The sequence below is a fragment of the Brevundimonas variabilis genome, assembly GCF_014199945.1.
Classification (GTDB): Bacteria; Pseudomonadota; Alphaproteobacteria; order Caulobacterales; family Caulobacteraceae; genus Brevundimonas; species Brevundimonas variabilis.
The window spans coordinates 345542-359022 of the sequence record NZ_JACHOR010000004.1; the positions used below are offsets into that span (position 1 = coordinate 345542).

The window sequence follows — 13481 nt, forward strand, 5'->3', positions numbered from 1 at the left end:
GGCGGATAATCGATCAATCCTCGATCCAGGCGTAGACCAGGGTTTCGCGAAACGCGAACCGGTTCAGGTGTTCGACCACAACGCCCTGCATGCGTTTGAGGCCCGCGGCATCCGATGCCGAGAGCATCAGGGTCAGGCCGGTTTCGTCAGCCGTGATGGTCAGGGTCCCCCCTGGCAAGGGGACATCGGCGCGGTTTTCGTCGTAGGTCAGCTCCGGGAACCGGTGGCTCCAGTGCTTGGCCACTTGCGTCATGTATTTCCGGCCATGAGCCGTCGCGACGCGGGCAGTGCTGGCAGGCATGGCTTTCTCCGAAGCGGTAGTCAGGCAGCGACGACGCGTTGATCGATCGGGCCGAACAGCGGTGATCCGTCGGGCAGGGTCGCCTCCATCCTCACGGTATCCTGGAACTTCATGTAGCTGGTACGCGGCGCGCCTTCATCCAGCATTTCGATGCCCCGGCGCTCGGCGATGCAGGACGATCCGACCGTGCGGTAGTCATCGTTGGACACGGTTCCCGAGCCGATGATCGTTCCGGCGCACAGGGACCGCGTGGAGGCGGCATGCGCGATCAGGTCATGAAAGCCGAAGCCCATCGCTCCGCCTAGCGGCGCGCCGAACGGTTTTCCATTCCAGTGCACGATCAAGGGCAAGTGCACGCGCCCGTCCTGCCAGAACTCGCCGAGGGCATCGGGTGTTACCGCGAAGGGGGCGATGGAACAGGCGGGCTTGGCCTGAACCCAGCCAAAGCCGGTCTTCATCTCGACAGGGGCAAGGGTGCGGAGCGACCAGTCATTGATCTGCACGACCAGCTTGATGTGGCCCATCGCTTCGTCCGGCGTGACGCCCATGGGCACGAAGTCGGTCACGACGCCAAACTCGCCTTCGAAGTCGATCCCGTCTTCTTCGCGGAGCACGGGCACGTCTGCGGTGCCGGACAGGAACTGGTGTGACAGGCCCTGATACATGAGGGGGCGACCCGCTGGCGGGGGCGCCGTGCCGAACAACCGCTCCATCAATTCGCCATGACTGCGATAGGCAGACCCATCCAGCCACTGCCAGGCCCGAGGCAGGGGGGCCAGGATCGAGCCTGCGGGCAGGGGGGGCCCCTCTCCCATGTCCAGCAGCCTGGCCACACGTCGAAGTTCCGGCTCGGCCTCGGACCATCGATCGAGCGCAGATTGCAGCGTCGGCCAGTCTTGCCCGGCCGGCAAAGCGCGTTCTGCATCCGGGGACACGACAACCAGACGTCCGTCTGTGCTGCCGTCATCCAGAGTGGCCAGCTTCATGCCTCAGTCCTCGAAGATGGCGACAGCGCGGGTCCAGCCAGCAGAGCCACCCCGGACCTTGTGCGGGAAGCAGGAGACGGTGAAACCCGTGGGTGGCAGGGTGTCCAGGTTCGCCAGCTTTTCCATGTGGCAGTAGCCGATATCGCGACCGGCCTTGTGTCCCTCCCAGATCAGGGAGTTGTCGCCGGTCTCTGCCACGCGCCTTGCCGTGTGGGAGAAGGGCGCGTCCCAGGACCAGGCGTCGGTACCCGTGACGCGTACGCCGCGCTCCAGCAGATAGAGCGTCGCCTCGCGTCCCATGCCGATACCGGAACCGAGGAAGGCCGGCGTGCCGAGGGCGGCACCGGCAGCGGTGTTGACGAGGACAATCTCCAGCGGGCTCAGCGTGTGGCCGATGCGGGCCAATTCGGCCTCGACCTCGGCACCCGTGACGACATGGCCGTCGGGCAGGTGGCGGAAGTCCAGCTTGACGCCCGGCTGAAAGCACCACTCAAGCGGCACCTCATCGATGGTGATGGCCCGCTCACCCCCGTTCATCGTCGGGTGATAGTGCCACGGCGCATCCATATGGGTGCCGTTGTGGGTGGTCAGGGTCATGGTTTCGGATGCGGCAAAGCCGAGACCGCCGGCGAACTGTTCGGCCGTCACACCCGGAAAGAAGGTCTGTGCCTCCGCCACCGTTTCGGCATGGGTCTGATAGGTGATCTTGGGCCGCATGAAGGGCGGGTCAACGACCGTCTCGTTGTCGAGATGGATCGAAAGGTCGACGAAGCGACGCGCCATGCTCAGCCGCCTGTCCTGCCGCCGAGCGTGTCGGCGAACCAGTCCGCGATATAGTCGCGGCCGAAGGACATGTTGTCGGCTCCGACATGTTCCACCCCGCCCTCGCGGTCGGTGAATATCTTCAACTCGCGACGCGGACTGTTGGTCAGCTGATCGAAGCTCTGGTGCGCATACTCGAGTCCGATCTGTCGATCGCGCTCGCCGTGCGTGACGAGGAAGGGAACCTTGATGCGCTCCATGCTGCCGTTCAGGTGCATGTCGGCAGTCTTTGTGTGGAAGTCGTCCATGTCGGTGGCACCGAACACCCACATGACGTGGCTCCAGTAATGGGGGACTGGGTTCTCGCCCTCGCGGCGCAGACGTTTCTGCTGAACCTCGGCCCAGTTGTGGTTGGCACCCCAGACGGCACCCGCAGCGAAGCGCGGCTCATAGGCGACCGCGCGGGGGGCGTAGTGGCCACCCAGCGAAATGCCGGTCATCCCGATGCGGGCCGGATCGACGTCGTCCTGCGTCAGGAGCCATTCCAGCGCAGGGGTGGCCCAGCGTTCGGAATAGGGCGTCGCCGGCAGGTTCTTCAGGCGCAGCGCCTCGCCTGTGCCCGGCTGATCGACCAGAAGGGCCGAGATGCCGCGTCGGGCCAGATGCTGATGCAGGCGGCTCCAGTATAGCAGCTCCTTCGAGCTATCGAGGCCGTTGCAGTAGATCACGACCGGCCGCGGTCCCTCGCCGGGCGCGCGGTGGTAGAGGGCGGGAAAGGTGGAGCCTTCGTACGGAATTTCGACCCGCTCGATGCCGGTATTGCCCAGAACCATCGCCCTCTTGAACGCGTCCTGGGCCTTCGCGAATGTTTCGACGCGACCCGGGTTGCCGTGGCCCTGCATCCGTTCGGCCGAAAGCAGGTAGAGCGCCGCGCGCTCCAGCTTGGTGCCGGCGGAGAAGGCCCGGCCCCGCGCTTCATCTTCATCGGCGAGGCTGATCAGGGTATCGGCCTTCTTCACCCACTCCTCGGAGAACCGCAGGGTGCCCGCGTCCTCCCCGTTGGCCGCTGCCTCCAGCAGCGGTTTGCACATGTCGACGATCTCGCCGATCTGGCCGCCGCTCTCGACGGCAATCGCGACCGACAGGTTCCAGACGTAGTTGGGAAAGTATTCAAACAGGGCCATTGCGATCAGATCCCCACGGGCTGGAACAGGGCCGAGTCCGGTTCCGGATGCGGCATCGTCTGGGGTCCGCCCGAGCCGACGCCCCACTGGTCCATGGTCTCGGCGCTCGGGATATGGGTCTGTGCCACCCAGGTGTCGTCGTCGACCTGTTCCAGTTCGGACGTGTATTCGACCGTGAACCCGCCGGGACTCACGAAATAGCTGAAGGTATTGTTGCCGGCAGTGTGTCGGCCGGGACCCCATCGCAGGTCGATGGCGTTTTCCTTCAGACGCCGGATGCCGCGCATCATGTCGTCGATGCTGAGCACGTCATAGGCGACGTGGTTCAGGCAGGGCGGCCCGGGCAGGAAGGCCAGCCGGTGGTGCCACTCGTTGCAGCGCAGGAAGCACATGAAATCGCCAAGCCAGTCGCTGACCTTGAAGCCCAGCACATCGCAGAAGAAGGCGACGGCGTCCTTGTGCTTGGGCGAATGCAGGACGATGTGGCTGATCTTGACCGGGATGCCTTCCCAGCGGGTCAGTTCGCGGGCCTCGCCGACAGCAACATCGCTGGACACCTCGAACGGCAGACCATCGGGACTGAAGAAGCGGAAGCCATAGCCGCCGCCCAGGGTTTCCAGTTCGCGCGGGGCGAAGACAATCCTGCAGCCCGACGCCACTACCTGGTCGTGCAGGCCGTCGACGTCAGCGCGGGTGTCGGCAGCGAACGCGATGATGTCGATCTGTTTCCGCTCGGACGGGCGCAAACGCACGACGTACAGCTCGTCATCACCCTGGGCGGCAAAATGGATCATGCCGTCCTTTTCGCCTACTTCGCGCAGGCCCCAGGTCTCGGCGTAGAATTTGCGTTCGGCGGCCAGGTCGGTCACGCCGTAGCCGACGTAGCGGATGTCAGACACTCTGTGCATGGGTAATCCTCGGGTTCAGATCGGTGCGGCGACGACGCGGAACATGTCCTGGGTGGCCACGGCCTGTTCGACGGGCGGGCCCTTGCCAAGCTGGCTGTGACAAATCGCGAGCGATGACTCGACGATGTATCTGCAGCGTTCGTGGCGTCGGTTGCGGAAGGCGACGAAGGCAGTCTCTATGTCGTCAGCCCGGGCCAGTTCTTCGGCCAGGACGATGGCGTCCTCGATCGCCATCCCGGCACCCTGGCCGAGGTGCGGCGTGGTCGCATGAACCGCGTCGCCCAGCAGCACGACCCGACCCCTGTGCCAGTCACCCTCCAGGAAGATCCATTCCAGCGGCTTGTAGACCACGTCATCGTCGCTTGTGATCTGGTCAACCAGCGTCCGGATCGCCGGCGATGGGGTGTCGGCCAGTTTGGCGCGCAGGGAAGCGGCCAGGGTGTCGCGTTCGTACCTGGGATTTTCCGGCTCGGGCGTGGTGACGTACATGTACATCAGACTGTCGGACAGGGGGACCAGGCCGATGCCGGTTTTGCCCTCGTAGGCCTGAAGGCCCGTAACGTCCGGCGTCCGTGCAAAATTGTATCGCCAGACCGACTGGCCTGTGAAGGCCGGACCGGCCGCCTCCGGGAATATCTGCTGACGGGTCTGGGAATAGAGGCCGTCGGCACCGATCACGATGTCATAGCGGCCGGTCGTCCCGTCGCTGAACCGGGCCGTAACGCCGTCCCCGTCGTCGTCCAGTTCGGCGGTGACGCCAAGCCGGATGTCGGCACCGGCCTGTTTGGCACGGTCTCCGAGGACCTTGTGCAGCGCCGGGCGGCCGATGCCCACATTGGAGGGGTAGCCCTGGACAAGCTTTGGGGTCGGGATATGGGCGAGCTTCTGGCCGGTTGGCAGATAGACCTCGACATGGTCGAACCCGAAGCCGGCCCCGATGTAGTCATCGATCAGTCCCAGCTGGGTCATGGTGCGAATGACATTGCCCTGCTGGATGATGCCGACGCCGTAGACCGACCAGGTGGGATCCCGCTCGATGATGTCCGCGCGAAAGCCCTGCTGCGCCAGGGCGATGGCAGACGTCAGCCCGCCGATTCCTCCGCCGATGATCAGGATCCTGAGATTGGGTGAAAGGCTCATGCCGCGGCCTCGAGTTGGCGTGTGTTTTTGCAGTGCGGGCGAGTCATGCCGGATCGCCGCTGGTCGCATTCAGGGTCGTGGTGGCCCTGTGGGCTCGTATCGCCGCGATCAGGCCGATCGCAGCGCAGACCAGGGCTGCGACGCCACAGGCGACAACGGCCTGGCCGACGCTTCCCAGGGCCTTGGACCCCACGGTCAGCAGGATCGGGCTGAAGAACTGGCCGATGAAGAAGGTGCCCGTCCAGATGCCAATTCCGCGTCCTCGCGCTTCTGGCGGAAGAGACGCCATGACCCAGGCCAGCAGCGTGGGCAGGATGATGCCGCAGCCGAGCTGGTTGATCAGCACGCCCGTCATGGTCAGCTCATAGGTCCCGCTGATGCCCATGATGACCAGGCCGACTCCGGCCAGCAGGAAGGCACCTCCAAGAATGAGCCCTGTTCCCATGCCTGACAGGCGGCGAAAGATCAGCGACCCGAGGGGCACGCCCAGCGATCCGAATGCAGCAGAGCCGCCAATGACCGCCGGATTGGTGATCCCCTGCTGGCCCAGGACGACGCTGAGCTGGATCGGCACGATGTAAAACACCACGCCACCGAAAAAGGTCACGGCACAGATCAAAGCCAGCAGCCGGACAGGGAAGGGCGTGCTTTTGGCCGCCCCCTCTTCTCCGTGCATCGTGCGAGGCGCGGGCTCCCAGGTCAGCAGAACCGTGGCCAGGGCGAGCCCCCAGGCCGACAGATAAACGATGAACGGTGCCCGCCAGTCGATTGACCCCAGCAGTCCGCCCAGCAGGAGCAGTCCGGTTGCGGCAATGGAGCAGATGCCGACCTGCCAGGCCACCCAGGTGTCGCGGCGCTTGCCGTCGAAATAGTCGCCCATCAGGGTGGTTGATGTCGTCATGATGACGGCTTCGGTCAGACCCACACCGATCCGACTGGCCAGAATGGCGTAGATATCATCCAGAAAAAGCGGCGCGGCCCCCAGCGGCGCATACAGGAGCATGGCGGCAATCAGCATCTTGCGACGGCCGACCCGATCCGCAAGCCAGCCTGCAAAAGGCGAGAACAGGGCAATGCAGACCGCCGGGACGGTCAGGATCACAGGGCCGAGGAACGCGATGCCAGGCACGTCTGCATAGGCCGCCATGAGTTGCGGCAGGATCGGTGCTATGACGAGCACGCCCATGACCGACAGCGTCGCTGCCAGGATCAGCACAATGCCCTGTGGTGATCCGGCGCGCCTCGCCGCAGCCTCTGAATTGCCCATGATGCCTCCCCGTCGTCGCCTATGCTGGAGCTCGACCGGACAAGGCTAGGAGTCAGATCGGCTGTCTGACAAATCGATTGATTGGATCGAATGTATCGATCATCACGATGGGTGGCGGCTAGATCATGTCGGCCACGCTGGCGTGCAACATGTCGGCCAGCCAGCGGATACCACCGTCGGATTGACGCGCACGATGATACTGGATGGTCTCCTGCAGGACCGGCATATCGAAGGGCGGGTCGAACAGGCGGATCGGGAGAAGCTTCGCCTGCATTCGGGCCAGGCGCTCATGCGTGATGGCGATACGCTGGGTGCCGACAATCATCCGGGGGACGTGCATGAAGGCAGGAGCGACCAGTTCGATCCTGCGGTCTGGGACATGGGTGTCAAGCCAGGTCTCCGCCATCGAACTCGCCCGGACGCGCCCGAAGCGCACCACGACGTGACCCATGCTGCGGAACCGTTCGGCATCCATCCGCCCATCGGCGAGTAGCGTGTTTTCCGACCAGGCAACGACGACGTGGCCCTCGTTGTACAAGGGCTCGTGCGGATGGCCCCTGGCAAGAAACAGCGTCGGCGTCACGAGCACGTCGATTTCGCCCGCTTCCAGCAAGCCTGTCTGGTCGTCCCCGGGGGCCACAACGTCAAGCACGACCCGCGGAGCGGCCTCTGCCACACGAGGGATCAGGCGGCTGATCAGCACCTCCGTGATATAGTCCGAACAGCCGATGCGGAACACGCGGCGGGACGTCAACTGATCGAAAGCCTGACCAGGACTGACCGTGGCGTCAATCTGCAGCATCAGGTTGCGGAGCGGTTCGACCAACCGTTCGGCGAACGGGGTGGGCATCATCTGGCGTCCGACCGGGATCAGCAGGTCATCGCAGAAATGCTCGCGCAACCGCGCCAGCGCACCGCTGGTCGCGGACTGACTGAGAAACAGGCGTCGCGCCGCACTGGAGACGCTGCGTTCCTCCAGCATCACGTCCAGCGCGACCAGGAGATTCAGATCCAGACCCTTGAACCGCATTGCTGGCCTATCCATCGGCTGGACCGATGGTTTCGATCCATCAAATCCATTTTACAGCTTGATTAAACCGTGTTCGGCTCCGCCACAACCGGTCCAGCAAGGAGCCGGGCTCACACTTAGGGACATGTGCCTTCACGTTCGTGGCGAACCGATCGACCCAGACAGGTCGGGTGCCACAGGTCGTGACGGTCGAGGGAGGGACAACCGAATGCGCTACACCTTGATGACGTCCGTTGCTGCGATGACGCTGGCGCTTGCAACCGCGGTTGCTGCCCAGGAGGCGGCCACGCCGGCCCAACCGACACAGGACGACGCCGTCGGCCTTGAAGACATCATCGTGACCGCCCAGCGTCGCAGCGAAAGCCTGCAGCGCGCAGCTGTCCCGGTCTCCGCCGTCGCGGGTGAGGATCTCGAGAATGCGGGCATTACGGAGACCTCCAATCTCGGCAGGCTCGTTCCGTCACTCGTGGTGCAGCCCACCGGGGGAACCACCAGCTTCTTTCTGCGTGGCGTCGGCACCAACTCCCAGAATTCATTCTCGGAAAACGCGATCGCTTTCTCGTTCAACGGTGTTTACGTCGGCCGCCCTACGGCCCCGGCCGGCGTCTTCTACGACCTGCAGCGTGTCGAGGTCGTGAAAGGACCTCAGGGCACCCTGTACGGCCGTAACGCCACGGGCGGTGCCATCAACGTCCTGCCAAACACGCCGGAGCTGGGGGTCTACAGCGGCCAGGGCCTCTTCGAGCTTGGCAACTACTCTGCGAAAAAGGCGTCGCTTGCGGTCAATCTGCCGATCAGTGACACCGTCGCCCTCCGCCTTGCAGGCCAGGTCGTGGATCGCGACGGTTATATCTCCGATGGATATGATGACGATCGGGGGGAGGCCGTGCGCGCGTCATTGCTGTTCGAGCCGTCAGACCGCTGGTCGATGACGCTGGTCGCAGACTACTACAATCAGCATGGCAAAGGGTCGGGAGCGGTCTTGCTGCCCAATGCGAGGTTCGCGACACCCCCACTGGAAGACCGCGTGTCCATTTCGGACGCACCGGCGAGGGCGGCTATTCGCACTTTCGCTTCCACACTCTTCGCCCCGCCCTTCTGCGGCGGACCCGGCAATTTCATCAACAGCGGCTGTATTTCGGAAGCCCAGGGCGACGGCTTCCTGGACAACAAGTTCTACGGTGTGAGCGGGACCCTGACCGGCGATCTTGGCTTCGGTGTCCTGACGGTCATCCCGTCCTGGCGGAAGTCCGACGTCGATTTCCGGAGCTATCTGCCGGGATTTGCCGCGGACGTGGTCGATCTCGCCGAGCAGACCTCGCTCGAGGTGCGTCTGGCATCCAACGAGGATGGGCGACTTCGCTATGTCGTTGGCGGGTTCTATTTCGGCGAGGAACAGACCGCAGAAAACTTCTTCCGTCAGGGCAATATATCGACGACGCGGTTTACCCCGCAGCTGGAGACCGAAAGCCTCGCCGCATTTGGCCAGCTGACTTTCGATGTGACTGACCGGTTCAGGTTTGTGGCTGGGGGACGCTATACACGCGAAGACAAGGAACAACTGACGTCTATTGCGTCGGGAGGATTACCTGGCCCGATTGAGCCCCCTCTGAGCGCACCGTTCTCCGGCAGCCTCAGCTTTGAAAAATTCACCTGGAAAGGCGGGCTGGAGTTTGATGCTGGCCCGGCATCCCTGGTCTACGCGAACATCTCGACCGGCTTCAAATCGGGGGGCTTCTTCGTCGCAGCGCCACCGAACAACACGTTCGAGCCTGAGACACTGACTGCCTACACGGTTGGCTCGAAGAACCGATTCCTCGACAACAGGTTGCAGCTCAACGTCGAAGCTTTCTACTGGGACTACCAGGATCAGCAGATCACGTTTGTCGGCGGCGTGCGCACCGGCAACGGCCTGTTCGCCCAGGGATCGACCACTGTCAACGCGGGTAAATCGACGATCTATGGCGCAGAGTTCGAGGCGCGTTTCGCACCCACCCCGAACGATCTGTTCAACCTCAATGTCCAGTACCTTGATGGCGAATACGATAGCCTGATCACAGCGAATTTCTCGCCCACGGGCGCTCCCGTGATCACCGGCTGTACGACTGTCGGGAGTCGGGCAGCGAATCCCGGCGTGAACGGAGCACGCTTCTACGACATCGATTGTTCCGGCAAGCCGACCGTCAACTCCCCCAACTGGGCGATCAACGTGGGCTATGAACGCACGTTTGAACTTTCAAACGATCTCGAGGTGGTCGCAGGCGTCCGGGGCAATATCGAAAGCAGTCGGTTCATGAACTCGAACTTCCGTCCGGAGGAGACGCAGGACGGGTTCGCCATGGCCGATGCCTTTGTCACTGTGAACACTCCGAAGGGTTGGAGCGTGACCGGATTCATCAACAACATCACCGACGAAGTGGTGCTCTCGCGCGCCGGCACACGGCCGATCCTCGATTTTTCCGTCGGAACCCTGCGTCCACCCCGCACCTTCGGTGTCAGAGTGGGGTACGAGTTCTGATGAAGTCGGGCCTGCTTTGCGCAACGATGGTCGGGATCCTTCTGGCAAGCCCCGCTGTCGCGCAGAGTCTGCCGCCCGCTGAGGGTGTGTTCATCACTCTGGGAACGATGGGGGGGCCTGTTGCCAGCCCCGATCGTTCCCAACCCTCCAACGCCATAGTTCACGGCGGGCTCGTCTATCTGGTCGATGTCGGGGACGGTTCGGTTCAGCAATTGGCTCGCGCCGGCCTGCAGCTGCGCCAGGTCAAGGCCGTGTTCCTGAGCCATCTTCACGCCGACCATACGGGCGGGCTGGCCGCACTTCTCAGTCTGCGCAACCAGACCAGTCTGACGGAGCGGCTGACGATCTACGGCCCGCCGGGGACGCAGGATCTTGTCAACGGAATCGTCGCGTCGATGCAGCCAGCCGCTCGGGCGGGTTATGGCATCCCCGGGCAATCCTGGCAGACCCCTGCCGAAAGCGTGACGGTGACTGAACTCGAAGATGGTGATCGGGCGGAGGTCGGTGCCATGGTCGTGACCGCCGCCCAGAACACCCACTATGATTTTGCGCCGGGTAGCGAGGAGGATCGCCTCTACAAGTCGCTTTCGCTGCGCTTTGATCTGCCGGGCCGATCCATCGTCTACACGGGTGACACAGGTCCCAGTTCCGCAGTGGAAGCCCTCGCAAGCGGTGCCGATCTGCTTGTCAGCGAGATGATTGACCTGCCGAGCACGATGGCGACGGTCGCACGCAATTCACCGGACATGTTGCCGGACGCGAAAGGTCGGCTCGAGCAACACCTCTCCACCCATCACCTGACTCCGGAAGCGGTCGGTCAACTGGCTGCCGGTGCGGGCGTGAAGGCTGTGGTGGTCACGCATTTCGCCGGCGGAACGCCGAATGCCCAGGCCAACCAGGGCTATGTCGCGCAGATTCACTCTCGCTTCAGCGGCACGGTGACCCTCGCCAACGACCTGGACAGGTTTTGATCCTTTCGGGAGGCAGGGTTCGGAACATTTGCCGTCAACCGCCTCCTCACCTTTCGGAAATGGACCGATGACCCACGAGAGCTTTCGCCGCATCGTGACGGCACACGACGTTCGGGGACGGTCGATCGTTCGCAGCGATGAAGCGCTTCTGCCCGTTCCGATCGACAGCGGTGATGCTGCGTTCCGTCTGGTCTGGGCCACGCCGGCTGTGCCCGCCGACCTGAATGCAGAAACCGACGGCGAACTGGCGGCAGGCAAGACGCTGAAGGGCGGATCGGTGATCCGGATCGTGGACATGCTGCCCGGACGCGCGTCGCCGATGCACCGGAGCTGGTCGATCGACTATGGCATCGTGATGTCTGGCCAGCTGGAACTGGAGCTGGACGGAGGCGAGGTTGTCGGCCTGAACCCCGGCGATATCGTAGTCCAGCGCGCGACCAATCACCTGTGGCGCAATCCGTCAGCAGATACAGTCTGCCGTATCGTGTTCGTCCTGATCGAGGCCCTGCCGATCGAGGTCGAGGGCCGCGTGCTCCCCGAAATTCATCCGTGAACCGGACAGATCCTACGGTTCTCGTGACCGGTGCCGGTGGCTTCATCGGGAGCCATCTGGTGCGGCGCCTTCTGACGGAGCCGAAGCTGAGGGCCGCGCGGTTTGTCCTGTGCGACCTGTCGCTCCACTCGCCACCGGATGACCCGCGTGTGCGGGTGGTCGAGGGAGATTTCGCCGAAGAAGCCATCCTCGGGCGCCTGGTGGAAGACGCGCCTGATCTGGTCTTTCACCTGGGGGGAGTTCTGGGTGGCGCAGCGGAGGCAAACCCGGACCTGGCGCGCCGTATCAACATTGATGCGACCCTCTCCTTGTTTGATGCCCTCCGTGCACCCGAAAAGCCCCCGAGAGTCATATTCGCCAGTTCGATCGCCGTTTTCGGCCCCTCGGACGCAAGGCGGATCGAGGATGCAAGCGAAACCCGCCCGACGCTCGTGTATGGGGCGCAGAAGCGCATGATGGAGATCGCGCTGGATCAGATGAGCGCACGAGGCTGGATCGACGGCATAGCGCTGCGCCTGCCGGGGGTGGTCGCCCGGCCCGGCGCCGACGCGCGGCTGAAGTCCGTCTTTCTGAACTCAGTATTCCACGCCGTCGCGCAGGGTCAGGACTTGATCCTGCCGGTCCCCCGAGACGGGACGACCTGGCTGCTCTCGGTCCAGGCCTGTGTTGATGCTCTGATTCATGCTGCGAATTTGCCCGTCGCGACGTTGCGGGACAGCGATCGCCGCGTTTTCACCCTGCCGGCCCAGCGCATACGCTTTGGCGACCTCGTTGATGGCCTGTGCAGGAGGTTTCCGGACAGCAAGGCGTCCATCGATTTCCGACCGGATGCCGACATCACGGCGCAGTTTGGTCGCCAGCCCGAGCTTTCGACGCAGAGTGCCGATGCTCTGGGGTTTCGTCATGACGGAGACTTGGCAACCCTTATCGAGCGCGCGATGGACCAGGCCTAGACCGTCTGCTGGATCTGTCGGCGATGGTTGATCGGTTCGTGCTGACGGCCAGCCGACAAAAGAAACGGGCGCGGCCGGGGCTTGCGTGCGTGAAACAACACCAGACCGGAACATCTGGATGTCAGAGATAGGCGCCGCGTTGCCACGGCACGAACTCTGCGTCGCCCATGCCGAGGGCTTCGGATGCCGAAGGTTCGCCCGAGGCAAGGGATAGCAGGCGCTGGAAAATGCTGTCGCCGACCGCGCGGAAGTCGCGACCGCCCAGGGAGGCGAGGAGGTCCGAGCCGCCATGGAGGCGCGTCGCCTCGATGTGGACGACGTCGCCCTCGCGCTGGCTTACAGCGGGTGAAACGGTCGGCCGTGAACAGGTTTGGTCCGCGATCGCCGACGGGCAGCGAGGCCAACAGGCGCGCTCGCGAGGACGTTCGGACTAGCGGTCCGCGTCCGGATCATTGGCTTTGCATCAGAGTAAGCAAAGCAGCCCTCATCTGCGACGCTGTCCAAAGTCCGCTTCTTGGAACGAGCTGAATGTCCGCATCTGGCGCGAAGCGGACGTTGGATATTTGGCTCGCATGACGGTCTCTCGGCGCCACCGGCCCTCTCTGTTTGCGCGCTCAATCAGGATTGCCACTGCCCTGCTTCTTTGGGGCGAAAACCCACAAGTTACCCAGCCGGTTACCCCGGCTAAAATCTCCAGCTCGAACAAGGGCGGGAAGGGTTGCGGAAACTTTTGAATTTTATGACGAAACGATGGTGGGCGATGTTGGGTTCGAACCAACGACCCGCTGATTAAGAGAACCCGTTCTTCGGTTTTCCGGACCCCGCCGATTGCACGCTAGAGCACGATCAAGCAATTGAAGTAATGGACATTTTATATCCCCTAGCGCAGATTTGGCGTGTTCTTCGCA

Annotated in this window: 12 protein-coding genes; 4 read left to right on the forward strand and 8 right to left on the reverse strand. The window is 63.4% G+C overall.

Features of this window, described 5'->3' with window-relative positions:
• Positions 1–13: 13 nt before the first annotated feature.
• The 8 genes from GGR13_RS13035 to GGR13_RS13070 all read right to left on the reverse strand — a co-directional run bounded on the left by GGR13_RS13035 (position 14) and on the right by GGR13_RS13070 (position 7593).
• A complete protein-coding gene (locus GGR13_RS13035) occupies positions 14–301 on the reverse strand; it encodes a DUF2218 domain-containing protein (RefSeq protein ID WP_183213974.1) in 288 nt (95 codons plus the stop codon).
• A 20-nt stretch (positions 302–321) separates the two neighbouring features.
• Positions 322–1287 carry a fumarylacetoacetate hydrolase family protein gene (locus tag GGR13_RS13040; RefSeq protein WP_183213975.1) on the reverse strand — a complete coding sequence of 322 codons (966 nt, stop codon included), beginning with the start codon at positions 1285–1287 and terminating at the stop codon, positions 322–324.
• A gap of 3 nt (positions 1288–1290) precedes the next feature.
• Positions 1291–2070, reverse strand: a complete 780-nt coding sequence (locus tag GGR13_RS13045) for a cyclase family protein (RefSeq protein WP_183213976.1) — start codon at positions 2068–2070, stop codon at positions 1291–1293.
• 2 nt (positions 2071–2072) lie between these two features.
• Positions 2073–3233 (reverse strand): alpha/beta hydrolase family protein, encoded by a 1161-nt coding sequence (locus tag GGR13_RS13050; protein WP_183213977.1) that lies wholly within the window; start codon positions 3231–3233, stop codon positions 2073–2075.
• A gap of 5 nt (positions 3234–3238) precedes the next feature.
• Entirely contained in the window at positions 3239–4141 is a 903-nt protein-coding gene (locus tag GGR13_RS13055; protein WP_183213978.1) for a VOC family protein, read from the reverse strand.
• 15 nt (positions 4142–4156) lie between these two features.
• On the reverse strand, positions 4157–5281 hold the full coding sequence (locus GGR13_RS13060) for an FAD-dependent oxidoreductase (protein ID WP_183213979.1): 1125 nt from the start codon (positions 5279–5281) through the stop codon (positions 4157–4159).
• Between the two features lie 43 nt (positions 5282–5324).
• Positions 5325–6548 (reverse strand): MFS transporter, encoded by a 1224-nt coding sequence (locus GGR13_RS13065; RefSeq protein ID WP_183213980.1) that lies wholly within the window; start codon positions 6546–6548, stop codon positions 5325–5327.
• 118 nt (positions 6549–6666) lie between these two features.
• Positions 6667–7593: a LysR family transcriptional regulator gene (locus tag GGR13_RS13070; RefSeq protein ID WP_183213981.1), complete on the reverse strand. Its 927-nt coding sequence runs from the start codon at positions 7591–7593 to the stop codon at positions 6667–6669.
• Here GGR13_RS13070 and GGR13_RS13075 point away from each other — a divergent pair.
• The 4 genes from GGR13_RS13075 to GGR13_RS13090 all read left to right on the forward strand — a co-directional run bounded on the left by GGR13_RS13075 (position 7568) and on the right by GGR13_RS13090 (position 12573).
• Positions 7568–10096, forward strand: a complete 2529-nt coding sequence (locus tag GGR13_RS13075) for a TonB-dependent receptor (protein ID WP_221230665.1) — start codon at positions 7568–7570, stop codon at positions 10094–10096. The genes GGR13_RS13070 and GGR13_RS13075 overlap by 26 nt on opposite strands.
• A complete protein-coding gene (locus GGR13_RS13080) occupies positions 10096–11067 on the forward strand; it encodes an MBL fold metallo-hydrolase (protein WP_183213982.1) in 972 nt (323 codons plus the stop codon). The genes GGR13_RS13075 and GGR13_RS13080 overlap by 1 nt, the downstream gene beginning before the upstream one ends.
• Before the next feature lie 67 nt (positions 11068–11134).
• Positions 11135–11620: a cupin domain-containing protein gene (locus GGR13_RS13085; RefSeq protein WP_183213983.1), complete on the forward strand. Its 486-nt coding sequence runs from the start codon at positions 11135–11137 to the stop codon at positions 11618–11620.
• Between the two features lie 23 nt (positions 11621–11643).
• A complete protein-coding gene (locus GGR13_RS13090; RefSeq protein ID WP_343060414.1) occupies positions 11644–12573 on the forward strand; it encodes an NAD-dependent epimerase/dehydratase family protein in 930 nt (309 codons plus the stop codon).
• Positions 12574–13481 lie beyond the last annotated feature (908 nt).